Source organism: Kitasatospora sp. NPDC091335, assembly GCF_044757205.1.
GTDB lineage: Bacteria > Actinomycetota > Actinomycetes > Streptomycetales > Streptomycetaceae > Kitasatospora.
Genome location: NZ_JBIVUM010000011.1, coordinates 218,692 through 242,775, shown reverse-complemented (window position 1 = coordinate 242,775; position 24,084 = coordinate 218,692). Strand labels below are relative to the sequence as shown.

Sequence of the window (24,084 nt, the reverse complement as noted above, 5' to 3'; positions counted from 1 at the left end):
AATATCCTTGGCATGACCGCTTCCGGGTTTGGCTACTGCCTGGTATCACTTCTGTGACCCACGCCACGCCACCCCACTGGAGCCGTGATGATCCGCTCTGCCCGTGCCCTGTCGATCGCCGCCGTTGCGGCAGGCCTCACCATGACGACGCTCTTCGCCGCGTCGTCCGCGAACGCGGCCGGCGTCAACTACGTCGCCCTCGGCGACTCGTACTCCTCCGGTGTCGGTGCCGGCAGCTACCTGAGCGACAGTGGCAGCTGCAAGCGCAGCACCAACGCGTACGCGTACCTCTGGAAGAACGCGCACGCGCCGTCCTCCTTCAAGTTCGTCGCCTGTTCGGGCGCCAAGACCGGCGACATCCTGAACAGCCAGATCTCCGCGGTGGACGCCAGCACCACGCTGGTCAGTATCTCGATCGGCGGCAACGACGCCGGCTTCGCCGACACCATGCAGACCTGTGTCCTGGGCACGGACACCGACTGCGTCAACGCCGTTAACACGGCCAAGAACTACGCCACCGGCACTCTGCCCGGCCAGCTGGACAAGGTGTACTCGGCGATCAAGTCCAAGGCCCCCAACGCCCACGTCGTGGTGATGGGCTACCCGCACATCTACAAGGTCGGCGGCAGCTGTATCTTCGGCATCGGTGACACCAAGCGTGCCGCCATCAACGGTGCCGCGGACGCCCTGGACGGCGTCATCGCCAAGCGTGCCGCCAACGCCGGCTTCGCCTTCGGCGACGTCCGCAACGTCTTCAACGAGCACGAGATCTGCGGCTCGCTGACCACCTGGCTGAACAGCACCACCCTGCCGGTCGACGAGAGCTACCACCCGAAGGCGGCCGGCCACTCCGGCGGCTACCTCCCGGTGTTCTCGGCGTCCTGACGGGCAGTCGCAATGGCCGCCGTCCCTTCCCCCGGCCGTGCGGGGGAGGGGACGGCGGCGGTGCGGTCTCAGCCGCCGCTCGGCGCGGGCCCGGTCGGTGGGAAGGGGATGCCTGCGAGGACCGGCAGCAGTTCGGCCTCCTCGAAGTCGAGGTGCGCCTCCAGCTCGGCGGACATCCGGTCCAACTCCGCCCGGAGCCGTTCCGGTTCGGTGACCGCGATGCCGGCCAGCAGCGCCACCAGCTCCTCCTTGATCCGGCCGATGGCCAGGTGTTGCTCACCGAGCCGTGCCAGGACGCCGGCCAGTTCCGGGTGGCTGCGGGCGAGGGCGGGGAAGATCGCGGTGTCCTCGCCGGTGTGGTGGTGCGTCAGCCCGTCACAGAAGGCCAGACAGTGCCGGCGCAGCTGGAGCCCGAGCGCGGCCGGCCGGCCCGGGACGTGGGCGTGCGCCTCCTCCCGTACGTGGCGCAGCTGCGCGCGGAGCCAGGTGTGCACCTCCAGCAGCTTGTCGGCGAGGCTGCGGACCACCGGGGCCGGGCCCTCGGGGGCCGGGGCGCCGGAGGTCAGCCCCGCGGAGGCAAGGCCGCCGGAGGTCGGGTCGGGCGGATCGGGCCGTTCGAGGACCACGACCGGCAACTCCCGTTCGGTCTGCGCCTGGTAGTCGCCGTAGCCAGGGGCCTTCCGGACGACGGCGGCGAACAGCCGTTCCCGGCGGGCACCTTCGGCGGGGACGGCGACCGATTCGAAGGCCTCGGTGCCGAGTTCGACCCGGACCACGGGGTGGGCCAGCAGGTTGCGGTACCACTGGGGGTGCTCCGGCGCCCCGGCGGCCGAGGCGACGACCAGGAGCAGCCCCTCCGCCCGGACGTACCCGAGCGGCACGGTGTGCGGCCGCCCGGAACGGGCCCCGGTGGTGGTGAGCAACAGCAGGTCGCCGCCCTCGAACGGGCCGCCGACCCGTCCGTCGTTGGCGCGGAACTCCTCGATGACGTTCAGATTGAAGGACATGGGCATGCGTGGGTGATGGATCTCCGGAGAGGAAAGGGGTGTCGCGGCCACACGTGATGCGGGTGCGGGTGATGCCACGGGGGTGCGCGACCGGCGGTGCTCGCCGTGGACGGACCCCGTGGACGCACCCTGCGGAGGTGCCCCGTGGAGGTGCCTCGTGGAGGTGTCCCGCACACGCGGGCACCGCGGTGACCGCCTGGCGTCAGATCAGGGCAGCGGAGAGAGTGCTCATCGCGCTTCGTCCCTTCGGAAGGGTGCTCGCTCGGCTGTCGGCCGGCCCACCACTCTGTGGCCGACGCCGCGCTGCACGCCCCCATTAGAGCCAGGCCGTGGACGGGCTGTCAACGAGCGTGATCACCACCCGAGGGGAGCCGGAGCCGCCGTGGAACGTGTGGTGGACCTCGACGACGCCGCCGCGCGGATCACCGCCCGGTCCCCGCGCTGGTGCGCGGCCCGGCTGACGGTGGGGCCGCTCACCTGGCGCGACGGCCTCGCCCCCTGGCCCCAGCCGCTGGAGACGGACCGCACCCGGGTCGGCGATCCGGACTCCGTCGGCCTGTGGCTGTCCGACCCGCTGACCGGTGGCGAACTGCACGTGGTGCTCTTCCGCGGAGGCTGGGCGGACGTGGACTACCTGGCCGCCGGCCGGGAGGAGAAGCCCGCCACGGCGGAGGAGCACGAGGTGGGCGGCACCATCCCGGCCCAGGGCATCACCTCCGCCGCCGACTTCGAGGCGCGCCTGATCGGCTGGATGGGAGACGTCTTCGGCGGTTGAGGGGTCGACCGATGTGCCCCGGTGCGCCCCGGCGAGGCCCGGGAAGCCCGGCGGGGCTCGTTCCCGGGCGACCCGCCCTCCCGTGCCGGACGGCGCCGCGCCGCCGCTCCTCCCGGAGACGGCGGCGCGGCGGGTCCGGAGGACCGTCCGTCAGCGCAGGTAGTCGACCAGCCCGGCCGGCTTGAGCCCGGCGGCGTCGGCCGCCGCCAGGGCGCGCTGGAGGTCGGAGGCGAGGGTGTCCGTCCAGTGCATCAGCACGACGTCGCCCGGCTGCAACAGGCCCGGGTGCCAGATGTTGCCGGCGCCCCAGCTGAAGTCGGCGTCGGCGGTGAGCACGGTGCGGATGCCGCAGTTGGCGGCGGCTTGCAGGGTGTCGGCGTTCCAGGTGAAGTACGGCGGACGGAAGAACGTCGGCGCGGTGCCGAAGAGGCGGGTCAGGGAGTCCCTGGCGTCGCAGATCTCGACCTGCTGCCGCTCCAGCGGGAGTTGGCTGAGGTCGGCGTGGGAGACGCTGTGGTTCTGGACCGAGGAGCCGGGCACGGCGGTGACCCGCTTGAAGAAGGCCGGGTCGGTGGCGGCCGGCATCGGCAGCGGGAAGGCGGTGATCGGCAGCCGGTGGTCGGCGATGAACTGCTCCGCCTCGGGGGTGCGCTGCCAGCCGTCGTCCACGGTGAGGAAGACGACCTTGTCGGTGGTCGGGACGGAACCCGCCGCCACCGCGGGGGCGGGCGCGGGGCCGTCCACCCGGACGTCGTCCACCGAGAACGGGCCCTGCTGGTACCAGCCGTGCACGTACAGCCGGATGCTGCGCGCGTTCGGTCCCGTGGTGAACCGGGTGGTCAGCCGCTGCCAGCCGCCGCGGGTGGTTTCCGTCCAGGCCGGGGCGACGTCCTTGCCGGTGCCGGTGGCGCCCAGGTAGACGAAGTTGCCGCGCACCCAGGCGGAGGCCGTGTAGGTGGTGCCGGGCTGGACGGCCACGGTCTGCGCGCACTCGCCGGTGGAGTCGGCGTTCGCCGGGGTGACGGTGAGCGCGGAGCCGCCGGCGTGCGGGGCGGTGGTGGTGACGGCCGCCTCGGCCGGGCCGCCGGTGCAGCTCCAGCCGGGGATGCTGCCCCAGTCGGCGAGTTCGGGGGCGGGCAGCTCGAAGCCGGGGTTGGTCGCGAGGTTGACCGTCGGGGCGCTCCCGGCGCCCGCGCCGCCGGCCGGGGGAGTGTCGGCGGAGGCCGCCGGTGCGGCGAGGCCGCCGAGCAGCGCGGCCGCGGTGGCCAGCGCGGACAGGCCTCTGGACAGGCGGGTGGACAGGCCCGTGGGCAGGCCGAGGGGAAGGCGCGTGGACATCGACACGTGAGGACTCCAGCAGGTGGGGGTACGCCCGTGGGGAGGGCGTGAGTGGAATCGGTGCGCGGAACTCTGGATCGTCGCAACAATGGACTAGACCAATGGGGCCGTCAAGGGAACGGTGGATGAACCCCGTGGTCATCGAAGCCGCGACACAAGGGACAAGACGGTACGTCAAGGACCGTTCGGGCAGGCCCGGTTCAGGGCAGGTACAGCTCCTCGATGTCCGCCGCGTAGTACTCCGCGATCGCCGCCCGCCGCAGCTTGAGGGAGGGGGTCAGCAGCCCCTGCTCCTGGCTGAACTCCCGCGGCAGCAGCCGGAAGGCACGGATCGACTCGGCCCGCGACACCGCGGTGTTCGCCGCCGCCACCGCGCGCTGGACCTCCACGTGCAGTTCCTCGTCCGCGAGTACCGTCCACGGATCGGCCTGCTCCCGCCCGTGGGTCTTCAGCCAGTGCGCCAGTGCCGCCGGGTCGAGCGTGATCAGCGCGGCCACGTACGGACGGTCGTCGCCCACCACCAGACACTGGGAGACCAGCACGTTCGCCTCGACCCGCTCCTCCAGGGCCGTCGGCGCCAGGTTCTTGCCGCTGCTGGTGACGATCAGGTCCTTCTTGCGGCCGGTGATGGTCAGATAGCCGTCGTCGTCCAGCCGGCCCAGGTCGCCGGTCGCGAACCAGCCGTCGACCAGGGACTCGGCCGTGCACCGCGGATGGTTGAGGTAGCCGCCGAAGACCGAGCCGCCGCTCACCCACACCTCGCCGTCGTCGGCGATCGCCACCGAGGCGCCCGGCACCGGCTGTCCGACCGTGCCGAGCTTCTGCCGTCCGGCCGGGTTGGCGGTGATCGCGGCGGTGGTCTCGGTCAGCCCGTAGCCCTCGTACAGCCGGAGGCCGGCGCCGGTGAAGAACAGGCCCAGTTCGCGCCGCAGCGTGGAGCCGCCGCACATCACGCTGCGTACCCGGCCGCCGAGCACCGCCCGCAGCTTCGGGTAGACGGTCCGCTCGTACGCGAGGTGGCGCAGCCGCAGGGCCGCGCCGGGTCCGGGGCCGCGCCCGAAGGCCTTCTGCTCCCGCGCGGCGGCCCACTCGACGGCCACCTGGCGGGCCTGCTCGAAGAGTTCGCCGCGGCCGGCGTCGTCGGCGGCCCGCCGGGCCTGCTGGAAGATCTTCTCGAAGACGTACGGGACGGCGTGCAGGAAGCTCGGACGGAAGGACGCGAGCGCGGGCAGCAGCGCGTCCGTGGAGACCTCGGGGATGTGCCCGATCCGGAAGCCGCCGCGGATCGCCGCGATCTGCACGGCCCGCCCGTAGACGTGGGCGAGCGGCAGGAACAGCAGGGTGGCCGGCTGGTCGCCGCCGGTGTCGCGCAGGACGTCCCCCCAGCCGGCGAGCAGGGCGTCGGCTTCGGCGGCCAGGTTGGCGTGGGTGATCAGGCAGCCCTTGGGCCGGCCGGTGGTGCCCGAGGTGTAGACGACGGTGGCGATGTTCTGGGCGGCGACGCCGAGGCGCTGGCGGTGCACCAGGGCGTCGGGCACGCCGCGGCCGTCCTCGGTGATCGCGGCGACGCAGTCGCGGTCCAGTTGCCAGATGCCGGCGAGGTCGGGCAGCGCGTCGCAGACCGCGCCGACCGTCATCGCGGCGTCCTCGTCCTCGACCAGGCAGGCCACCGCCTGGGTCTCGGCGAGGATCCAGCGCACCTGCTCGGCGGCGGCGGTCGGGTAGACCGGGACGGTGATCGCGCCGATCGACCAGAGTGCGTAGTCGAACAGCGTCCACTCGTAGCGGGTGCGGGACATCAGGGCGACCCGGTCGCCGTAGCGGACACCGTGAGTGAGCAGTCCCTTGGCCAGGGCGAGCACCTGGTTCCTGAACTCCCTGGCGGTGACGTCCTGCCACCGGCCGTCCTCGGCCCGCCAGGACAGCTGGACCAGTTCGGGAGCGCGTTCGGCGGTGTCGTACAGGGAGTCGGCGAGTCCTCCGGCGGCCTCGGGCACGGCCGGGGCGGGGGTGGTGAACTCGCGCACGGTCCTCCCCAGTTCGACGCCGGTAGTACGAGGTGGGCCGAAACTATCGGATCGCTCCGTCGCTGCCCAGGGGGTGTGGCGGCGACACGACGAGATCGGCACGGGTCCTGGTCGGCGGTGCCGTGGCCGGGGAGGCGTGGGGGAGACGCGGAGGGGGAACCGCGGAGGCGGACGGGGCCTCCCGGTGGTCGGGCATTCCGGGTGTCCGAGGATGATTCGGGCGCGAAGCGGAGGCGGGGACGACCGGTTCCCGGTGTGTGCGGGGTGAGACCGCGAAGTGGACTGGTTCGCCCCTCGAACGAGTGGTCAGGGCGTAGTAGAGTCTCGCAGACCTGTGGCCGGGGGCCCCTCCATCGACTCTTTCCTCATCACTCTCCGTGTTGCTCCCGCGCCGCCGCCCCGAACCGCAACGTCCCGCCCCGTACCTCCCCGCCACCCGCTCCCGACGCCGCCCGTTCACCACTGCCACCGCTTCCACCGCTCCCCGTCCGCGCCTGGCACTTCCCGACCGAGGACTCCATGCGTCTGCGCAGCAGCTCGATCCGCGCGAAGATCATCGCGCTGCTCCTGGTGCCCATCGTCGCCCTCACCGCCCTGTGGGTGTACGCGACGATCGCCACCACCGGGGATGTCTGGAACCAGCTCGGGATCAGCCGTACGTACAAGGAGTTCGCGGGCCCGGTCGACCAGTACACCACCGACCTGCAGAACGAGCGCCGCGCCGCCGTCCAGCGGCTGGCCGACCCGCGCTCGCCGGTCCACCGGGACGCCTACGAGCGCGCCAAGGCCGCCACCGACCACAGCCTGGACGTGCTGCGGCAGAAGAAGGACACCTCCGGCGGCAAGCTCTCCGCCGCCCAGCGTGGACGCTTCGTGCAGATCATCGCCGCCGCCGACCAGATCGGCCCGCTGCGCGCCCAGGTCGGCCGCTCCGCGCTGAACTGGGAGTTCGCGCTGGACCAGTACAGCGACCTGGTCAAGCCGGTGTTCGGCTTCCGGTCCGCCTACGTCGCCCGGCAGAGCGGCCAACTCCCGCGCCAGGGAACGATCCTGATCGAGCTGGTGCGCGCCCGCGAGTACCTGGCCCAGGAGGACGCGGCGATGGAGGGCCTGCGCACCGGCACCGCCAAGCCCACCGCCGAGCAGTACCAGGTCGCGCTGGACGCCCTGCACAACCAGCAGGCGCTGTACACCGTCTACATCGCCGAACTCGAACCCGCCGACCAGTCCGACTACGTCGCCCTGCGCGGCGGCGAGGCCTGGGGCGCGCTGGCCCGCGCCGAGGCGGACTTCGTCGGCGCCGGCGGCCCCGACCGGGTGGTCCAGGCGCTCAACAGCGACTCCTGGCGGGAGACCGCCGACCGGGCGCTCGGCGACCTCGCCTCGATCAACAGCCGGATCGCCGCCGGGCTGGACGAGCGGGCACGGTCCGGCGCGATCGGGCTGCTGTGGCGCGGTGGCATCGCCGGCGCGGTCGGCCTGGTCGCCGTCGTGCTCTCGGTGATGATCTCGTTCCGGATCGGCCGCGGCCTGGCCCGCCAGCTGATCGGCCTGCGCAACGCGGCCGACGAGCTGGCCGGCACCCGGCTGCCGTCCGTGATGCTCCGGCTGCGCCGCGGCGAGCCGGTGGACGTGGCCGCCGAGGCGCCCGAGCTGCACTTCGGGGACACCGAGATCGGCCAGGTCGGCCAGGCCTTCAACGCCGTGCAGCGGGCCGCCGTCGAGGCCGCCGTCGAGCAGGCCGAACTGCGCCGCGGGGTCTCGGCGGTCTTCGTCAACCTGGCCCGGCGCAGCCAGGTGCTGCTGCACCGCCAGCTCACCCTGCTCGACACCATGGAACGCCGCACCGAGGACCCGGCGGAGCTGGAGGACCTCTTCAAGGTCGACCACCTCACCACCCGCATGCGCCGGCACGCCGAGGGCCTGATCATCCTGGCCGGCGGGTCGCCCGGGCGGGCCTGGCGCAAGCCGGTCCGGATGGTGGACGTGGTCCGGGCGGCGGTCGGCGAGGTCGAAGACTACGCCCGGGTGATCGTCCGGCCGTTCCCGGGCACCGGGCTGCTCGGCAGCGCCGTCGCGGACGTCACTCACCTGGTCGCCGAACTCGTCGAGAACGCCGCGGTGTACTCCCCGCCGACCACCCAGGTCACCGTCCAGGGCGAGGTGGTGGCACACGGCTTCGCGCTGGAGATCGACGACCGCGGCCTCGGGCTGAGCGAGCAGCTGCTCGCCGAGATCAACGAACGCCTCGCCGTGGAGCAGGAGTTCGACCTCGCCGACACCGACCGGCTGGGCCTGTTCGTGGTCAGCCGGCTGGCCCGGCGGCACGGCATCCGGGTGCACCTGCGGCCGTCCCCGTACGGCGGGACGACGGCCGTGGTGCTGATCCCGCGCGAGCTGCTCGCCGAGGCGCCGGACGGGCGGCCGGACCCGCCCGCCGCCGGACAGCGGTCGGGGGCGGGCGGGCGGCGCGGGCAGCGGGACCTGGTCGCCGTGCCCGGGCCGGGCGGCGCGGGGCCCTCGGGTGCCCGGGTCGGCCATGCCGCCACCTCGGGTGCCGGGGCCGCCGAACCGGCCGGCGCGGCGTACGGAAGCCGTACGGGCGGCGGCGAGGACGGCGGGTACCGCGGGACGACGAGCGGGCCGCGGCCCTCCGCGCCGGAGTCCGGGCGCACGGTGGGCGGACTGCCGCGCCGGGCCTCGCGGGTGAAGGGCGGGCCGGTGCTGGTCCCCGCGCCCGTGGCGGACGCCGAGGACGCGCCGGGGACGGGGCGGCACCGGCGGGAGGACGTCGTGGTGGCCGCCGCCGAGGCGGCGGTCGCGGCCGCCGGTGTTTCCGGTGTTTCGGGTGTTTCCGGGGCGTCGGAGGTGTCGGGGGCCGCCGCGCGGAGCGACTCGGCGGTGGTTCCGTCCGTGGACACCGCGCCCAGGACGGCGGGCGGGCTGCCCCGTCGGGTGCGGCAGGCGAACCTGGCTCCGCAGCTCAGGGAGCAGCTCACGGAACAGCTGAAGGAACGGTTCCGCACCGAAGGCGGGGGCGGAGGCGGAGCCGGGGGAGAGCCGGCCGGACCCGTCCGGGACGATCGGGGCACCCACGACGGCGGGGAGAGCAGGGACGTCCGGGAACGCTCGCCGGAGGAGGCCCGGGCCACCTTCGCCTCGTTCCAGCGCGGCTTCACCCGGGGGCGCGGTGCCACGGCCCCCGCGGACCGTACGGGTGTCCCCGCGGAGCGCTCGGGTGCTCCGTTGACGGATCGTCCCGGCACACCGGACGATCGTGCCGGACGGGGGAACGGACGGCCCTCGGCCGTACCGGCCTGGCAGCCGCCCGACCGGTCCCGGCGGGCGATCAGCCCGGCACCCGCCCCGGCGGCGCTGCCCGCGCCGCAGGACACCGGCCGGGCACCGCTCGTCCGTCGGCTGCCACCCGGGCAGCCGGTGCGCCGGAGCCAGGACACCGGTGCGCCCGTGCCACCCGTCGTACCCGAACCACCAGCACCACATGCACCACCCGCACCACCCGCACCACCCGCTCCAGCGGAAGGAACTGATTCATGACCACGTCGATGCAGTCGTCAGGGGACCTCAACTGGCTCCTGGACGACCTGGTGGGGCGCATCGCCGCCCTGCGGCACGCGGTGATCCTCTCCAACGACGGCCTGGCCACCGGCGCCTCCCGTGACCTCGACCGCGAGGACGCCGAGCACCTGGCCGCCGTCGCCGCCGGGTTCCACAGCCTGGCGAAGGGCGCCGGCGGGCACTTCAAGGTCGGTGGCGTCCGGCAGACCATGGTGGAGCTGGACGAGGCGTTCCTGTTCATCACGGCCGCCGGCGACGGCAGCTGCCTGGCCGTGCTGAGCGAGGCCGAGGCGGACATCGGCCAGATCGCCTACGAGATGGCGCTGCTGGTCAAGCGGGTCGGCGAGCACATGGCCGCCGAGCCGCGCACCGAAACCGCCCCGCCGGTGAGATGAGCGGTTCGATGGCGGATCCGAAGGCGGATGTGCCGGCCGGCCCGGAGCCGCCGGACGGTCCCCAGGTGCCGGTGGGCCTGGCCGTGCCCAGCGGCACGGCCGGGCCGTCCGGTGTCGGCGGGGCGTCCGGTGCCCAGGTGGTGTCCGGGGCCGGTGGGCCCGACGGGTCCGCCGGGTTCCCCGGGGCCGGGCCCCCTGACGGTCCGGGGGCGTCGGCGCAGGACGGGCAGGCGGCTCCGGACGATCCCGAGGTCGACCTGTTCCGACCGCGCACCCCGGTCGACGACCGCTGGTTCGACGACGAGGCGGGCCCGGTGGTCCGGCTCTACTCGATGACCCGCGGCCGCACCCGGCCGGTCGAGGAGGGGCTGTTCGACCTGATCTCGCTGGTCACCGCCGTCGAACCCGGGCCGGACGCGGGGGCCGTGCCCGCGCACGTCCTCGACCCGGAGCACCAGACGCTGCTCACCCTGTGCCGCCGGGAGCCGCTCTCCGTCGCCGAACTCGGCTCGTACACCGACCTGCCGGTCAGCGTGGTGCGGGTGCTGCTCGGCGACCTCTACGACGCCGACCTGATCAGCGTCACCCGACCCGTTCCGCTCGCCGAGCTGCCGGACGAGCGCCTGCTGCGAGACGTGATCAATGGACTCCGTGCGCTCTGACCCCCAGCTCCGTCCGGACGGTACTGAGACCCGTCACGACGACACAGGGCCCCGCCTCGGCGGCGCCGCGCCCCGCCCCGGTGGCGCCGGGCCGCACCGGCCGAACGCCGACGAACCGCGCTGGCGCGGCGGTCCGGCCGTCGCGGTGAAGATCCTGGTCGCGGGCGGCTTCGGTGCGGGCAAGACCACCCTGGTCGGCTCGGTCAGCGAGATCCGGCCGCTGCGCACCGAGGAGGAGCTCAGCGAGCTGGGCCGTCCGGTGGACGACACCTCGGGCGTGGAGACCAAGCGCACGACCACCGTCGCGATGGACTTCGGCCGGATCGACCTGCGGCCGGGCCTCGCGCTCTACCTTTTCGGCACCCCGGGGCAGGACCGGTTCTGGTTCGTCTGGGACGAGCTGGCCCGTGGCGCGCTCGGCGCCCTGGTGCTCGCGGACACCCGGCGGCTGGCCGACTGCTTCCCCTCGGTCGACTTCTTCGAGCAGCGCGGCATCCCGTTCGTGGTGGCGGTGAACTGCTTCGAGGGCAGCGAGCGGTTCACGCCGGACGAGGTGCGTGACGCGCTCGACCTCGACCCGGACATCCCGGTGCTGTTGTGCGACGCGCGGCTGCGGCAGGACGGCAAGGACCTGCTCGTCGCGCTGGTCGAGCACGCCGCCGCCCGCCGGCACCGCGCCCCGCTCGGAGCCTGAGGGCTGGGCGCGCCGGCCGCGGGCGGGTCGGCGGATGAGGACCGGGCGCCGTCCGAGGGCGGTGCTTCGAGGCCGTGCCGACCTGCCCGTTCCGCCGGTCGTCTCATTCGGCCGTCCGAATCCCGGACGCTCGTTGCTCCGAAGGTTGCCTAGACCGGCCCGGCCGTGGAAGGCTCTGTGGACGAAGGCCGCCCGGCCATGCCGTCGGGAGCGCCGGAAACGCTCTGTTCACAAGGGCGTTGCCGACCCGCGGACGGCCTTCGGTGAACCGGCGAGGCATCGCCGGCGGGTACCGGCAGCGGTGCGCCGCCGCGGGGAGAACGAAGGGGGAGGGCAGCAGGATGACCGTCGGCCGACGACGCATCACCACCGGCGTGTCCGGCTCCCTCGTGCCCGGTTCCACCGTCCCCGGTGCCGTCGGCCCGGCGCTCACCATCCGCCGCTACATCGACCACGCGCTGGTCTGTAGCGCGTGTTGTCGCTGACCGGCCTGCCCTTCCCGGTACGTCCCCCCGGCAGCTTCGGCCCACCCGGCCCGCCGCCCGACGTACCGCCGACACCCGTCGACCAGGCCGTAGCGGACCGCCCGTCCGGCGTGCCCGCGGCCGACCAACCGGACCCGCCCAGCGGAGAGATCACCAGTGAACATCGTCTGCCCCAGCACCGTTCCCGGCATCGAAGGCCGTACCCGAACCACCGGTGCGGCCACCGCGATGCGCGCGGGCGGACTGACCGGGCGGTGGAACCGGTGCGGGAACCGCGCCGTGGACAGCCGGCAGGGTCGCTTCGACCTTGAGCCGTTCTGGCCGTCCCGGCAGCCGCACCTGTTCGATCAGACGTGTCCCGGCTCGCCCAGCGCGTCCCGGCTCTCCGCCCACTGATCCGGTTCGGTCCGGTCCAGCCCAGGCAGTACGCCCGGTCGACGCGCAGACGACTCCACCCCGTCCGTCACGCGCGAAATGAGCGGCACACCATGTCTTCTTCTTCCACGGCCACCCTGCCCCTGCCCACCGCGACCCCGCACCTGCGCGCGGTCCGCTCCGTCCCGCCGGTCTCGGCTGTTCCGCCGGTCTCCGCCGTCCCCTCCACCGCGCCGGTCGGTCCCGGCGCGCCCGGGACCGCGGGGCCGTCCGTCGCTCCGGCGTCGGTGTCCGACCGATGGCCGGGGGCGGCGGCCCGGCCACCCCAGAACGGCCTCGCCCAGATCGGTCCGGCCCAGGCCGGTTCGCCTCATTCCGGTCCTTCCCGTCCGGTGCTGCCCGCCCCGCAGCCGGGCTCCGCCGGCCCGCAGGTGCCCCAGGCGCTGCTCGCCGCGCTGCCGGAGGGCGCGGCCGTCGTCGCGACCCTGCCGCAGGGCGTGCTGCCGCAGGGTCTGCTCGCCCAGTACGGTACGCAGTTCGGCGGTGTGAACGGCAGTCCGATGGTCGGGTACCTGGTGCTGGTACCGGCCGAGGGCCAGGCGGCGGGGGTCCCGGGCCTGCCGGGGCTTCAGGTCGGCGTCGCGGCCGGGGCCGCCGGGGCTCCCGGCGGGTACCCCGCGTCCGGCGGGCCTGGTGCCCAGGCGGTGGCGGGCGTCCGTCCGGTCCGCCCGGCCGGGCGGGGTATCGCCGTCGACACCGAGCGGCGCAACGCCTACGTCGACGGGCGGCTGCTCGACCTCACCTATCTGGAGTTCGAGCTGCTGGCCCACCTCACCGAGCACCCGCAGCGGGTGCACACCCGGGACCACCTGGTCTCCGCGGTCTGGGGCTACGGCCACGTCGGGGACGGGCGGACGGTCGACGTGCACGTCGCCAGGCTGCGCCGCAAGCTCGGACCGGCCTACCGGGACACCATCGTGACGGTCCGCCGGGTCGGCTACAAGTACACCCCGGCCACGGTCTGACGGCAGACCGTCGCCGGTCGGACGAAGCAGCGGACCGCCCTTTCCCTCCCCGGGCGGGCGGACCGCTGCTTCTTTCTTTTTCTTGACGAATCGTCAGATACGTTGCTCCGGCGGCAGTAGGAGGACGGCGAGGGCGTCGGCGCAGGTGCGGGCGTGGCCGAGGAACCAGTCCAGCCGGTCGTCGGTGAGGTGTGCCGGCGTCGAGCGGGCCGCCAGGGCGAACCTGGCCTGCCCGGCACCGTCCAGGACGGGTACGGCCACGGTGCGCACCCCGGCGGCCGACTCGCCGTCGTTGAGCGCGTAACCGGCCGCCCTGACCTTCTCCAACTCCTCCTTCAGGAGCGCGGGTTCGGTGATGGTGCGGTCGGTGAAGGACGGCAGCGGGCCGAGCGCGGGCAGTGTCGTCTCGCCCGGGCGGGGCCAGGCCAGCAGGACCTTGCCCAGCGCCGTGGAGTGCAGCGGGCGGCGCAGGCCCAGCCCCGTGTCCGGCCGGACCGAGCCGCCGACCAGGATCACCGCGTGCCCGCCGCTGCGGATCGCCAGGTCGGCGGTCGCCTTCGTGCGCCGGGAGAGCAGCTCCAGTTCCGGTCCGGCGAGGTGCAGCCCGCGCTGGTGGAAGGTGAGTTGGCCGAGTTCGGCGACGGCCGGGCCGAGCCGGTAGCGGGCGGTCCGCTCGTTCTGCTCCAGGAATCCGGCGCTGACCAGCGTGCGGGCCAGCCGGTGCGCGGTGGAGACCGACAGGCCCATCCGGCGGGCCAGGTCCGAGGCGCTCAGGTCGGGGCCGTTGTCGTGGAAGCAGTGCAGCAGTCCGAGCGCGCGCTGGACGGCCTGCGCACCGGCCGGCGGACTCTGGACGGCGGTGGCGGCCTCGGCCATGGCACCTCGCGTTTCGGTTCGGAACTCCCGCCGGGTGGCCGGGGGCGGTCTCAGCGTAGGGCAGCCGGTGCTGCGGGAATGTGTCGACGATGTTGCAATGGAATGGCATTGATGAACAACTGATCCCACCATGTGGCAATGGCTTGCCTTCGGCTCGCCTGCCGTGGAACGCTCCTGGCATCGCGCCGGACAGCCAGTCGGCCCAGGCGGCGCATGCCACGACTCTACGGAAGGAGAAGCACCGTGACGTCCCACCGGTGTCTCCCCTCCTGTACGTGTCGTCGCTGACCGACGCCTCCCGCGCCGCCTGTCCAGTCCCCGCATCGTTGCGTACAACTCCCTTGTGCGCCAGGCCTGATGGCCATCGTGCGGTCATCGATCCCAAGCCGCCTCCGGCCGTCGCCGGAGCCCCCGAAGAGGACCAACTCCGTTGTCCAGTCGCACCCGAGACGATTCCACGCTTCCCGACACCCTCTGGTTCACCCGCTGCCCGGTGCCCACCGCAACCGGGATCGCCGCCGACCAGGGATGGCTCGCCCGCGAGTTCGCCGGCGACGGCATCGCGGTCCGCTCGCTCCAGGACGCTCCGCCCGAGGTGGCCGCGGACCACCACTACACCCACGCGCTGACCGGCCTGTTCCGGGAGGGCGGCAACGTCCCGGCGCTGTGGGCCCGTTCGCGCGGTGAGGCGACCCGGCTGATCGGGCTCACCTGGATCGAGGAGCGCCAGGTGGTGCTGGTCCGGGCCGGCAGCGGTGTCACCGAGCCGGGGCAGCTGCGCGGGCTGCGGCTGGCGATCCCGCATCATGACATCGGCATCGACTTCTGGCGGGCGATGGCGCTGGCCGGCTTCCGCGGCGCCCTCGGACTCGCGGGCCTCACCCTGGCGGACGCCGAGCTGGTGGACGTCCCCGGTGTCCCGGGCGGCGGCCAGTGGTCCGCCGAGCTGGCCGCGCTGCGGGACGGCCGGGTGGACGCGGTGTACGTGAAGGGGGCGCTCGCCGTCGAGGCGGCCCGTCGGATCGGCGCTGAGGTGGCCGTCGGGCTGGACGCGGCGCCGGACCGCCGGACCCGGGTCAACAACGGGACGCCCCGGCCGGTCACCGTTCACCAGCGGCTGCTGGACGAGCAGCCCGAGCTGGTCGTCCGCTTCCTCGCCGTGCTGCTGGAGGCGGCGGACTGGGCGGCGGAACGCCCGGAGGAGGTGGTCCGGATCCTGCGGGCCGAGACCGGCGCCGGAGCCGAGGGCGTCGCCGGAGCCTACGCGCCGGGCAGCCACCGCACCCTGCATCTGGACCTGTCGACGGAGCGGCTGGAGCTGCTGGCGTTGCAGGAACGATTCCTTGGCGAGCAGGGGTTCCTGACCTCGCCGGTGGACGTCCGGGCGTGGGCCGACCCGGAGCCGCTCCGCGCGGCCCGTGAGCTGCTGCGGGCCCGGCGAGCGCATGCGGGCCTCGACGCCGTTCGGATCACAGACTTCCGATGACCGCCTTCGGACAACAGATTTCAGACGACAGATTTTGAAAGTTGTCAGCTGTCATCTGTCGGCTGCCATCTGTCACTCACTTGGAGACCCCGTGAAGACCCCCCGCCTCGCCCTCGCCGCCACCGCGCTGCTCGCCTCCACCGCCCTGGCCGCCTGCGGCTCGTCCGCCGACGGGGCCAAGGCCTCCGCCGGTGGCGGGGCCGACGGCAAGGCCGACGTGGTGCTCCGCCTGCCCGACCCCGGTAACAACGGCTTCCTCGCCCGCGGCAAGAAGGACGGATCGCTGGACCGGGCCCTGGCCGCCGTCCACACCAGGGTCGCCTGGACCGGCAGCGCCGGCCCCTTCGCCCCCGCCGCCCAGGCCCTCTCCGCCGACCAGCTGGACGTCGCCCAGGGCTCGATCACCTCGGCCGTCGCCGCGCTGGCCCAGAAGCCCGGCTTCAAGCTGTTCGCCCGGACCGCGCCCGACGGTGTCGGCGAGGGGATCCTGGTGAAGAACGACTCGCCGATCAAGACCGTCCAGGACCTGGTCGGCAGGAAGGTCGCCGTCTCCCAGGGCGGCACCAGCGAGTACCTGCTGCTGAAGGCACTGGCGAAGAACGGCGTTCCGGCCGACAAGGTGGAGCGGGTCTACCTGCGCGCCGACCAGACCTCCGGCGTCTTCAACTCCGGCCAGGTGGACGCCTGGGCGACCTGGAACACCTTCTCGACCCCCGCCATCGCCAACGCGGGCGCGCACTTCCTGGTCAACGGTCAGGAGGTGGGCTCCGACAACTACGCCGTCTGGGCCGTGCGCAACGGCTTCGCCGACAAGCACCCCGAGGTGGTCAAGGCCTTCTACGCCTACCTGCGCGAGAACGGCGAGAAGGAGAAGGCCGACCCGGCCGCCTACCTCAACGTCTTCACCGACGCCGGCCCGACGGCCGTCACCCCCGCGGAGAAGGACATCGCGGTGAACGTCAGCAAGCAGGGCACCCCGGCCGACGCGATCTCCGACGCCGACACCGCCCGCTTCGGGACGGTCGCCCAGTTCTTCGCCGACCAGAAGGTCACCAAGCAGCTGGTGGACGTCAAGCCGTACCTGATCGACATCGACAAGCTCGCGGACGGCGCCAAGTGACCACCGCAGCCGCGAAGTCCACGCCCGACGACACTCGGGCCGCGCTCGACGCCGGCCTGGTCGCCCCGCAGAGCAGGCGGCACCGGCCCCGCCCCCGGGCACTCGCCGTGACCCTGCGCACCATCGGTCCGCTCGCCCTGCTCGGCGGCTGGGCACTCGCCTCCGCCACCGGCGCGCTCACCCAGGACGTGCTCGCCTCGCCCACCCAGGTCGCCCAGGCCGTGGGGGAGTTGTGGGGGAACGGCCAGCTGACCGACGCCCTGTCCGTCTCCCTCACCCGTGCCGGGCTCGGCCTGTTCTTCGGCGCGACCACCGGACTGGTGCTCGGCGTGATCACCGGATTCACCCGCCTCGGCGAGGAGTTGCTCGACTCGGCGATCCAGATCCTGCGCACCGTCCCGTTCCTGGCCCTGGTCCCGCTGTTCATGGTGTGGTTCGGCATCACCGAGACCGCCAAGGTCGCCCTGATCGGGGTCGCCACCAGCTTCCCGATGTACGTCTCCGCCTCCGGTGGAGTCCGCAGCACCGACCGCAAGCTGGTCGAGGCGATGCGCAGCTTCGGCCTCGGCCGCTGGGCGATCGTACGCACGGTCGTGCTGCCCGGCGCGCTGCCCTCGCTGCTGTCCGGGCTGAGGCTGTCGATGACGCTCAGCGTGATCGCCCTGATCGCGGCCGAGGAGATCAACTCCACCGAAGGGATCGGGTACTTGATGGCTCAGGCGCAGAACTACTCACGCACCGACGTGCTCGCCGTCTGCATCCTGATCTACGGTCTGCTCGGCCTCGCGGCCGACGGTATCGTCCGGCTCCTGGAGCGTGTGCTGATGCCGTGGCGCCAGGCCGTCCAGGGAGCGGCCCGATGACCGCCGACGTCTCCACCACCGCCACGCTCTCCTCCGCTGCCTCCGTTCGCTCCTCCTCCTCTTCCGCCTCCTCGGCGTCCGCTGAGGCGGCGCCGGCCGTCCACCTGCGCGGTCTGCGCCGGGTGTTCGGCACCCGGGCCGTGCTCGACGGAGTCGACCTCTCCATCGCCCGCGGCGAGTTCGTCGCCATGCTGGGCGCCAGCGGCACCGGCAAGACCACGCTGCTGCGCATCCTCGGCGCACTCGACCGGGCCGACGAGGGCACCGTGCTCGTCCCGCCGGTCCGTACCGTGGTGTTCCAGGAGCCCCGGCTGGTGCCGTCCAAGCGGGTGCTGGCCAACGTCACCGTCGGCCTGCCGCGCGGTGCCGCGACCCGGGAGACCGGGTTGAAGGCGCTCGCCGAGGTCGGCCTGGACCGTCACGCGCAGGCCTGGCCGGCCACCCTCTCGGGCGGTGAGGCGCAGCGCGTCGCGCTCGCCAGGGCGCTCGTCCGGGAGCCTCAACTCCTGCTGCTCGACGAACCGTTCGCCGCCCTGGACGCACTCACCCGGCTGCGCATGCAGGACCTCGTCGGCGACCTGGTGCGCCGCCACCGTCCGGCGGTACTGCTGGTCACCCACGACGTGGACGAGGCCGTCCGGCTCGCCGACCGGGTCGTGGTGCTGCGCGACGGCCTGCTCGCCCGGGACGAGACCGTCGCCGTCGAGCACCCGCGCGACCCGGCCGATCCCGCCTTCGCCGACCTGCGGCGCCGACTGCTCGCCGACCTCGGCGTCCACTGACGTCCCGTCCGTGGGCCCCTGAATCTCCTGAATCCCCTGTTTTCTCCTGACTTCCGACAAACCGCGACCGCACCACCGGAGTTGACCAGATGACCGTCACCCTCGGCGTCCACGCCAGCAACCCCTCGCTCTACTACCTCGCCCGGCTCCCGTACCTGGACGAGGAGCTGGCCCCGCTCGGCGAGACCGGCGCCTTCCACCACTACACCGACGGCACCCGCACCGGCACGCTGCTCGCCGAGGGCGTCATCGACTTCGGTGGCACCGGTTCCACCCCGCCGATCACCGCCCAGGCGGCCGGCCACGACCTGGTCTACGCGGCGGTCTCCGCGCCCCGTCCGGACCACGGCGCCCTGCTGGTGTCCGCCGCCGGTCCGGTCCGGACGGTCGCGGACCTCAAGGGCGGCACCGTCGTCCTCGCCGTCGGCTCCTGGCAGACCCACCTGCTCGCCAAGGCCCTGCACGCCCAGGGGCTCTCGTACGGTGACGACGTCACCCCGGCGCGCCCGGCGGCGGGCGAGGACCAGGCCGGGCGGCTGCGCGACGGCGAGATCGCCAGCTGGATCGCCCAGGGCGCCGAACTCGCCGCCGCCCGCCGTGGCGGGGAGTTCCGCGAGCTGATCCGCACCGGCGACGTCATCACCGACCGCTCGGTGTTCTTCACCCGCCGGGACTTCGCGACCGGGCGCCCCGAGGTGGTCGCCGCGATCGCCACCGCGCTGCGCCGGGCGGACGCCTGGGCGGCCGCCAACCCGGCGGAGGCCGCCGCGATCGCGGCCGAGGAACTGGGCGGCGCGGCCGTCGACTGGGAGTCCGCGCTGGCCGCCCTGCCCTGGCAACTGGAGCCCGCCACCACCGAGTTCATCGCCGAGCAGCAGGAGGCCGCGGACATCTTCCACGGCGTGGGCTTCATCGACCGCACGCTGACCGTCGCCGACGCCCACCTCCCGGCCCTGGAGGCCCCGGTGGCCGCCGCCCTCGCCAAGGCGGTCTGACCGTGGCCTCCGAAGTCCTCTGGTACATCATCCCGCGCGAGGGCCACTACCCCTGGGAGCCGGCCGGGCGTCGCCCGGTGGACCTCCGCTACCTCCAGCAACTGGCGGGCAGCGTCGAGAGGCTGGGATACACCGGCGCCCTGCTCGCGACGGACCGGTACGACGTCTGGGCCCTCGGCAGCGCGCTCGCGGCCGGCACCACCCCGGCGTTCAAGCCACTGTTGGCCGTCCACCCGGGGCTCGTCTCGCCCACGCTGCTGGCCAAGATGGCGCTCAGCTTCGACCACCTGCACGGCGGCCGGCTGCGCTTCAACGTGGTGAACGGTTCGACCGCGCAGCTGCGCGAGTACGGCCTGGACGTCGAGCACGACGACCGCTACCGGCTCAGCGGCGAGTACTGGTCGATCGTCAAGCGCCTCACGGCGGGTGAAGTCTTCGACCACAAGGGCGAGTTCTACGACCTGAGGAACGCCGGTGGGAGCCTGCGCGAGCTGCCCCCGGTGCAGCCGGGCGGCATCCCGCTCTGGTTCGGCGGCAGCTCGGCGGCCGGCATCGAGATGGCGGCCGAGCATGTGGACGTCTACCTGACCTGGGGCGAGCCGCCGCACCTGCTCAAGGAGAAGCTGGACCTGGTCCGCGAGCGGGCCGCCGCCCACGGCCGGACCCTGCGGATCGGGCTGCGGCTGCACCTGATCGTCCGCGACACCGAGGACGAGGCCTGGGCCGCCGCCGACCGGCTGCTGGACGTCACCAGCGAGGCCACGTACGCGCGTCAGCTGGGTGAGGCGAAGGGGGAGGACGGGGTCGGCTGGCAGCGGCAGTTCCGTCAGCACGGCGGCAAGGTGCCGGCGCGGGCCCGGGAACTGGAGACCTACCCCAACCTCTGGCCGGGGATGAGCCTGTTCCGTCCAGGCCCAGGAACGGCGGTGGTCGGCTCGACGGCCCAGGTGATCGAGCGGTTGCAGGAGTTCGAGGCGCTGGGCGTCGACACCTTCATCCTCTCGGGCAACCCGCTGCTGGAAGAAGCCCACCGGGTTGCAGAAACGGTTCTGCCTGCTCTGGGCATCAAACGGCCCTGACGGGTCGGCGGGCGGAGGGGCATCGGCTGACGGCTGTCAGACGACAGGTAACAGATGACAGATGACAGCTGACAGATTTCGAAATCTGTCAGCTGTCATCTGTCGGTTGTCAGCGGTCAACCGTCCGCCGGAGCCTCCGGACCCGTCTGCCCAGCCCCGCCCCGCTCAGCGGCTCAGCCGGTCGATCTCCGCCAGCTCCGCCGCCGTCAGCGGGCCGCCCGCCAGCGCGTCGAGGTTCTGGTCCAGCTGGGCGACGCTGCTCGCGCCGATGATCACCGAGACCACCCGCGGGTCCCGCAGCACCCAGCACAGCGCCAGCTGCGCCAGCGTCTGCCCACGCCCCTCGGCGACCTTGTTCAGCGCCCGCAGCTGCTCCAGCTTCGGCCCGGTGAGCGCCTCCTCGGTGAGGAACTTCCCGACCGACATCCGAGAGCCTACCGGCACCTCTCCGGTCAGGTAGCGGTCGGTCAGCAGTCCCTGGGCCAGCGGAGAGTAGGCGATCAGACTGGTCTGGGTGTCGCCCACCGCCTCCAGCACGCCGCCGTCCTCCACGTACCGGTTGAGGATCGAGTACGCCGACTGGTTCATCAGCACCGGCGTCCCCAGCTCGCGCAGGATCGCCACCGCCTCCCGGTGCTGCTCCGCCGGGTAGTTGGAGATGGCGGCGTACAGCGCCTTGCCCGAGCGCACCGCGCTGTCCAGCGCCCCCATCGTCTCCTCGATCGGGGTCTCCGGGTCGTACCGGTGCGAGTAGAAGACGTCGACGTAGTCCAGCCCCATCCGGTCCAGCGACTGGTCGAGGCTGGCCAGCAGGTACTTGCGGCTGCCGCCGTCGCCGTACGGGCCGGGCCACATGTCCCAGCCGGCCTTGGTGGCGATGAACAGCTCGTCCCGGTACGGCCGGAAGTCCTGGGCGAACAGGTAGCCGAAGTTGCGCTCGGCGCTGCCGTACGGCGGGCCGTAGTTGTTCGCGAGGTCGAAGTGGGTGACCCCCCGGTCGAAGGCCCGGCGCAGCACCGCCCGCTGCACCTCCAGCGGCTGGGCGTCACCGAAGTTGTGCCAGAGCCCGAGCGAGACGGCGGGCAGCCGGACGCCGCTGCGGCCGGCCTTCCGGTAGGTCATCGAGTCATAACGGTCGTCCGCGGCGAGGTAGCTCATGCCGGACATCCTGCCAGCCACCGGGGTCGGATCACGCCTTGCCCCGCTCCCGGCCGGTGCCTATGCTCACGGAGGATCGTGTGCGCGCGAGGCGAGGGGGAGACGTGATGGCTGTCCGGACCGTGACCGCCGCCGCAGGAGCCCGCCGCTGTTGTCGCCGCCACCGCAGCACCGAGCGCTGACACCGCCCGAGCGGCCTGCCACCTGCCTGTCTGCCTGCCCGGTTCGCCGTCCGGCTCCACGCCGACCCGGCGCCGCCAGGCACCCCGAGGCCCCGCTCGCCCGACCCGTCAGCGAATCCGCCGGTGCTGCCCGCGAGAGCGCGGCGCCGAGATCCCGCATCACCCGCCTGCGCTCCCCGCGGCTCACCGGACCCCCGGGCTTCCATCCGGCCCAGCCCGGTCCGTCCCCGGTCCGTCCCCAGCCCGTCCTCAGTCCGAGCCCGTCCCGAGCGCCAAGGAGACCGCCGTGCGGTTCACCGTCTCGTCCCTCGTCGTCAACGCCCCGGACCCGGTCACCGGCGTCCGGTACACCCCGCAGCAGAAGCTGCACAACGTCATCGACCAGGCGGTCCTCTCCGAGCAGCTCGGTTACGACGGCTACGGCGTGGGGGAACGGCACGGCGAGCCGTTCCTCTCGCCGGCGCCGCCCGTGCTGCTGAGCGCCATCGCCGCCCGCACCTCCACCATCCGGCTGTTCACCACGGTGACGGTGCTCAGCATCCTGGACCCGGTCCGGGTCGCCGAGGACTACGCGATGCTCGACCAACTCTCCGGCGGTCGGCTTGAGTTGATCGTCGGCAAGGGCAACGACCCGCGCCACTTCGGGCTGTTCGGCCTGCCCGAGGAGCGCCAGTGGGAGGCGCTCGCCGAGAACTACGAGCTGCTGCGCAGGCTCTGGCGCGAGGAGAAGGTGACCTGGGAGGGTTCGACCCGCCCGCCGCTCCGGGACGCCACCGTCTCGCCGCGCCCGCTCCAGGATCCGATCCCGGTGTGGCACGGCAGTGCGACCAGCACGCAGTCCACCGACCTCGCCGCCCGCCACGGCGACCCGCTCTTCTCCGCCAACTCCTTCCACCCGCTGGAGAAGTACCGGGCGCTGGTCGATCACTACCGCGAGCGCTGGGAGCACTACGGCCACGACCCGAAGCGGGCCCGGGTGGGTGCGAGCTTCGGCGGACTGTACGTCGCGAAGCGCTCGCAGGACGCCGTCGAGGGGTTCCGCCCGTACTGGAACGCACTGTTCGAATCGGCCTCCGGCCGGCACAACAACTCGCCGTTCACGTCGCTGGAGGACGCGCTGGAGCGCGGTTCGGCACTGGTCGGCAGTCCGCAGCAGGTGATCGACAAGATCCACCGGTACCACGAGGCCTTCGGCAACGAGGTGGTGGGCATCGGGGTGGACGCGCTCACCGAGGGGGTGCAGCGCGAGCAGCTGGAGCTGTTCGCGAGCGAGGTGGCCCCGGAGGTCCGTCGCGCGCTGCCGTAGCCGCCCCGGTCCGCTGCCCGCCCGCGCAGTGCGCCGTGCGACCCCCTACGCGGCGTGACGCCGGGCACCGTCCGTGACGTGACGCGCGCCACCGGTCGCGCCGGAGTGCCGTTCGGTGGTGCGGGGGATGACGAACGGTCGAGGGGCCGTGGCCGCCGGGGGGCGGCGCACGGCCCTCGACCGTTCCGACGATGAGCGATCCCCGGGGGCCCACGCGGTCTCCGGCGGATCGGGCGCGGCAGACGGGTCCGGGGCTGGCCTTCTGTACCTACTGGTATGTACAGTGATCCGCATGAGCACCCAGGACCGCCTCATCGAGAGCACTCAGGACCTCCTCTGGGAGCGCGGCTACGTCGGCACCAGCCCCAAGGCCATCCAGCAGCGCTCCGGTGTCGGCCAGGGCAGCATGTACCACCACTTCACCGGCAAGCCCGACCTCGCCGCCGCCGCCCTGCGCCGCAGCGCCGAGCAGATGCGGGGCGTCGCCGAGGCCGACCTCGGCGCCCCCGGCACGGCCTACGACCGGATCGCCGCGTACCTGCGCCGCGACCGCGACGTCCTGCGCGGCTGCCGGATCGGCCGGATGGCCCAGGACCCGGACGTGGTCGCCGACCCGCACCTGCGCGCGCCCGTCGAGGAGACCTTCGACTGGCTCCGCGGCCGGATCGCCGAACTGGTCGCCGAAGGCCGGGCGGGCGGCGAGTTCGCCCCCGGTCTCGACCCGGCGGACACCGCAGCGGCCGTGGTCGCCGTCGTCCAGGGCGGATACGTCCTGGCCCGGGCGGCGGACAGTGCCGAGCCCTTCGACCAGGCCGTCCGCGGTGCCCTCGGCCTGCTGGCCGCACACCGTACGGCCTGACCCGCGCCGCCTGCCCCGCTTACCCTGCCGGTCCTGCCTGTCCCGTTGGTCCCGCTGAATCCGACGGTCCTGAAGGTCCCGCCGGTCCCGAGGGCCCCGCCGAACGAACCCGAGGAAGCCGAGGAACCCCG

At 73.3% G+C, this 24,084-nt stretch carries 20 protein-coding genes; 15 read left to right on the top strand and 5 right to left on the bottom strand.

Annotated elements, in window-relative coordinates; genetic code table 11:
- Positions 1–87 precede the first annotated feature (87 nt).
- Positions 88–885: an SGNH/GDSL hydrolase family protein gene (locus ACIQOW_RS24025; protein ID WP_401088106.1), complete on the top strand. Its 798-nt coding sequence runs from the start codon at positions 88–90 to the stop codon at positions 883–885.
- A gap of 68 nt (positions 886–953) precedes the next feature.
- On the opposite strand, the gene ACIQOW_RS24020 is transcribed toward ACIQOW_RS24025, so the two are convergent.
- Entirely contained in the window at positions 954–1,898 is a 945-nt protein-coding gene (locus ACIQOW_RS24020) for a nitroreductase/quinone reductase family protein (RefSeq protein ID WP_401088103.1), read from the bottom strand.
- 376 nt (positions 1,899–2,274) lie between these two features.
- Here ACIQOW_RS24020 and ACIQOW_RS24015 point away from each other — a divergent pair, with 376 nt between their 5' ends.
- Positions 2,275–2,667, top strand: a complete 393-nt coding sequence (locus ACIQOW_RS24015; protein WP_401088101.1) for a hypothetical protein — start codon at positions 2,275–2,277, stop codon at positions 2,665–2,667.
- Positions 2,668–2,817: 150 nt separating this feature from the next.
- Here the strand turns inward: ACIQOW_RS24015 and ACIQOW_RS24010 are convergent, their stop codons facing one another.
- Both ACIQOW_RS24010 and ACIQOW_RS24005 read right to left on the bottom strand, forming a co-directional pair.
- Entirely contained in the window at positions 2,818–4,005 is a 1,188-nt protein-coding gene (locus ACIQOW_RS24010) for a polysaccharide deacetylase family protein (protein WP_401088191.1), read from the bottom strand.
- A 200-nt stretch (positions 4,006–4,205) separates the two neighbouring features.
- Positions 4,206–6,032, bottom strand: coding sequence for an AMP-dependent synthetase/ligase (locus tag ACIQOW_RS24005; protein WP_401088099.1), 1,827 nt, complete (start codon positions 6,030–6,032; stop codon positions 4,206–4,208).
- A 519-nt stretch (positions 6,033–6,551) separates the two neighbouring features.
- Here ACIQOW_RS24005 and ACIQOW_RS24000 point away from each other — a divergent pair.
- From ACIQOW_RS24000 to ACIQOW_RS23980, 5 genes are all read left to right on the top strand, one after another.
- Positions 6,552–9,590 carry a nitrate- and nitrite sensing domain-containing protein gene (locus ACIQOW_RS24000; RefSeq protein ID WP_401088097.1) on the top strand — a complete coding sequence of 1,013 codons (3,039 nt, stop codon included), beginning with the start codon at positions 6,552–6,554 and terminating at the stop codon, positions 9,588–9,590.
- Positions 9,587–10,006: a roadblock/LC7 domain-containing protein gene (locus ACIQOW_RS23995; protein WP_188298164.1), complete on the top strand. Its 420-nt coding sequence runs from the start codon at positions 9,587–9,589 to the stop codon at positions 10,004–10,006. The genes ACIQOW_RS24000 and ACIQOW_RS23995 overlap by 4 nt, the downstream gene beginning before the upstream one ends.
- A gap of 8 nt (positions 10,007–10,014) precedes the next feature.
- Positions 10,015–10,668, top strand: a complete 654-nt coding sequence (locus ACIQOW_RS23990; RefSeq protein ID WP_401088094.1) for a DUF742 domain-containing protein — start codon at positions 10,015–10,017, stop codon at positions 10,666–10,668.
- Between the two features lie 145 nt (positions 10,669–10,813).
- Positions 10,814–11,362, top strand: coding sequence for an ATP/GTP-binding protein (locus tag ACIQOW_RS23985; RefSeq protein ID WP_317620209.1), 549 nt, complete (start codon positions 10,814–10,816; stop codon positions 11,360–11,362).
- A gap of 1,252 nt (positions 11,363–12,614) precedes the next feature.
- Positions 12,615–13,247 (top strand): winged helix-turn-helix domain-containing protein, encoded by a 633-nt coding sequence (locus ACIQOW_RS23980; RefSeq protein ID WP_401088189.1) that lies wholly within the window; start codon positions 12,615–12,617, stop codon positions 13,245–13,247.
- Positions 13,248–13,340: 93 nt separating this feature from the next.
- Here the strand turns inward: ACIQOW_RS23980 and ACIQOW_RS23975 are convergent, their stop codons facing one another.
- Positions 13,341–14,123, bottom strand: a complete 783-nt coding sequence (locus ACIQOW_RS23975; protein WP_401088092.1) for an IclR family transcriptional regulator — start codon at positions 14,121–14,123, stop codon at positions 13,341–13,343.
- Positions 14,124–14,616: 493 nt separating this feature from the next.
- On the opposite strand from ACIQOW_RS23975, the gene ACIQOW_RS23970 reads away from it, so the two are divergent.
- From ACIQOW_RS23970 to ACIQOW_RS23945, 6 genes are all read left to right on the top strand, one after another.
- Positions 14,617–15,609, top strand: coding sequence for an ABC transporter substrate-binding protein (locus ACIQOW_RS23970; RefSeq protein WP_401088090.1), 993 nt, complete (start codon positions 14,617–14,619; stop codon positions 15,607–15,609).
- Positions 15,610–15,700: 91 nt separating this feature from the next.
- A complete protein-coding gene (locus tag ACIQOW_RS23965; protein ID WP_401088088.1) occupies positions 15,701–16,729 on the top strand; it encodes an NrtA/SsuA/CpmA family ABC transporter substrate-binding protein in 1,029 nt (342 codons plus the stop codon).
- Complete coding sequence (locus ACIQOW_RS23960) at positions 16,726–17,592, top strand: ABC transporter permease (RefSeq protein WP_401088086.1); 867 nt, start codon at positions 16,726–16,728, stop codon at positions 17,590–17,592. Before ACIQOW_RS23965 ends, ACIQOW_RS23960 begins: the two co-directional genes overlap by 4 nt.
- Entirely contained in the window at positions 17,589–18,374 is a 786-nt protein-coding gene (locus ACIQOW_RS23955) for an ABC transporter ATP-binding protein (protein WP_401088084.1), read from the top strand. The genes ACIQOW_RS23960 and ACIQOW_RS23955 overlap by 4 nt, the downstream gene beginning before the upstream one ends.
- Positions 18,375–18,463: 89 nt before the next feature.
- Positions 18,464–19,369 carry an ABC transporter substrate-binding protein gene (locus ACIQOW_RS23950; RefSeq protein ID WP_401088082.1) on the top strand — a complete coding sequence of 302 codons (906 nt, stop codon included), beginning with the start codon at positions 18,464–18,466 and terminating at the stop codon, positions 19,367–19,369.
- A 2-nt stretch (positions 19,370–19,371) separates the two neighbouring features.
- On the top strand, positions 19,372–20,448 hold the full coding sequence (locus tag ACIQOW_RS23945; protein WP_401088080.1) for an LLM class flavin-dependent oxidoreductase: 1,077 nt from the start codon (positions 19,372–19,374) through the stop codon (positions 20,446–20,448).
- 165 nt (positions 20,449–20,613) lie between these two features.
- On the opposite strand, the gene ACIQOW_RS23940 is transcribed toward ACIQOW_RS23945, so the two are convergent.
- Positions 20,614–21,606, bottom strand: coding sequence for an aldo/keto reductase (locus ACIQOW_RS23940; RefSeq protein WP_401088078.1), 993 nt, complete (start codon positions 21,604–21,606; stop codon positions 20,614–20,616).
- A gap of 468 nt (positions 21,607–22,074) precedes the next feature.
- Between ACIQOW_RS23940 and ACIQOW_RS23935 the strand changes: the two genes are divergently transcribed.
- On the top strand, positions 22,075–23,094 hold the full coding sequence (locus ACIQOW_RS23935; RefSeq protein ID WP_401088077.1) for an LLM class flavin-dependent oxidoreductase: 1,020 nt from the start codon (positions 22,075–22,077) through the stop codon (positions 23,092–23,094).
- A gap of 292 nt (positions 23,095–23,386) precedes the next feature.
- Positions 23,387–23,953: a TetR/AcrR family transcriptional regulator gene (locus ACIQOW_RS23930; RefSeq protein WP_401088075.1), complete on the top strand. Its 567-nt coding sequence runs from the start codon at positions 23,387–23,389 to the stop codon at positions 23,951–23,953.
- The last annotated feature ends 131 nt before the right edge of the window (positions 23,954–24,084 follow it).

Excerpts from the sequence above, each read along its gene's own strand:
- ACIQOW_RS24025 (WP_401088106.1), top strand. The coding sequence starts at position 88 with ATGATCCGCTCTGCCCGTGCCCTGTCGATCGCCGCCGTTGCGGCAGGC.
- ACIQOW_RS24020 (WP_401088103.1), bottom strand. The coding sequence starts at position 1,898 with ATGCCCATGTCCTTCAATCTGAACGTCATCGAGGAGTTCCGCGCCAAC.
- ACIQOW_RS24010 (WP_401088191.1), bottom strand. The coding sequence starts at position 4,005 with ATGTCCACGCGCCTTCCCCTCGGCCTGCCCACGGGCCTGTCCACCCGC.
- ACIQOW_RS24000 (WP_401088097.1), top strand. The coding sequence starts at position 6,552 with ATGCGTCTGCGCAGCAGCTCGATCCGCGCGAAGATCATCGCGCTGCTC.
- ACIQOW_RS23995 (WP_188298164.1), top strand. The coding sequence starts at position 9,587 with ATGACCACGTCGATGCAGTCGTCAGGGGACCTCAACTGGCTCCTGGAC.
- ACIQOW_RS23990 (WP_401088094.1), top strand. The coding sequence starts at position 10,015 with ATGGCGGATCCGAAGGCGGATGTGCCGGCCGGCCCGGAGCCGCCGGAC.
- ACIQOW_RS23975 (WP_401088092.1), bottom strand. The coding sequence starts at position 14,123 with ATGGCCGAGGCCGCCACCGCCGTCCAGAGTCCGCCGGCCGGTGCGCAG.
- ACIQOW_RS23955 (WP_401088084.1), top strand. The coding sequence starts at position 17,589 with ATGACCGCCGACGTCTCCACCACCGCCACGCTCTCCTCCGCTGCCTCC.
- ACIQOW_RS23950 (WP_401088082.1), top strand. The coding sequence starts at position 18,464 with ATGACCGTCACCCTCGGCGTCCACGCCAGCAACCCCTCGCTCTACTAC.
- ACIQOW_RS23940 (WP_401088078.1), bottom strand. The coding sequence starts at position 21,606 with ATGAGCTACCTCGCCGCGGACGACCGTTATGACTCGATGACCTACCGG.
- ACIQOW_RS23930 (WP_401088075.1), top strand. The coding sequence starts at position 23,387 with ATGAGCACCCAGGACCGCCTCATCGAGAGCACTCAGGACCTCCTCTGG.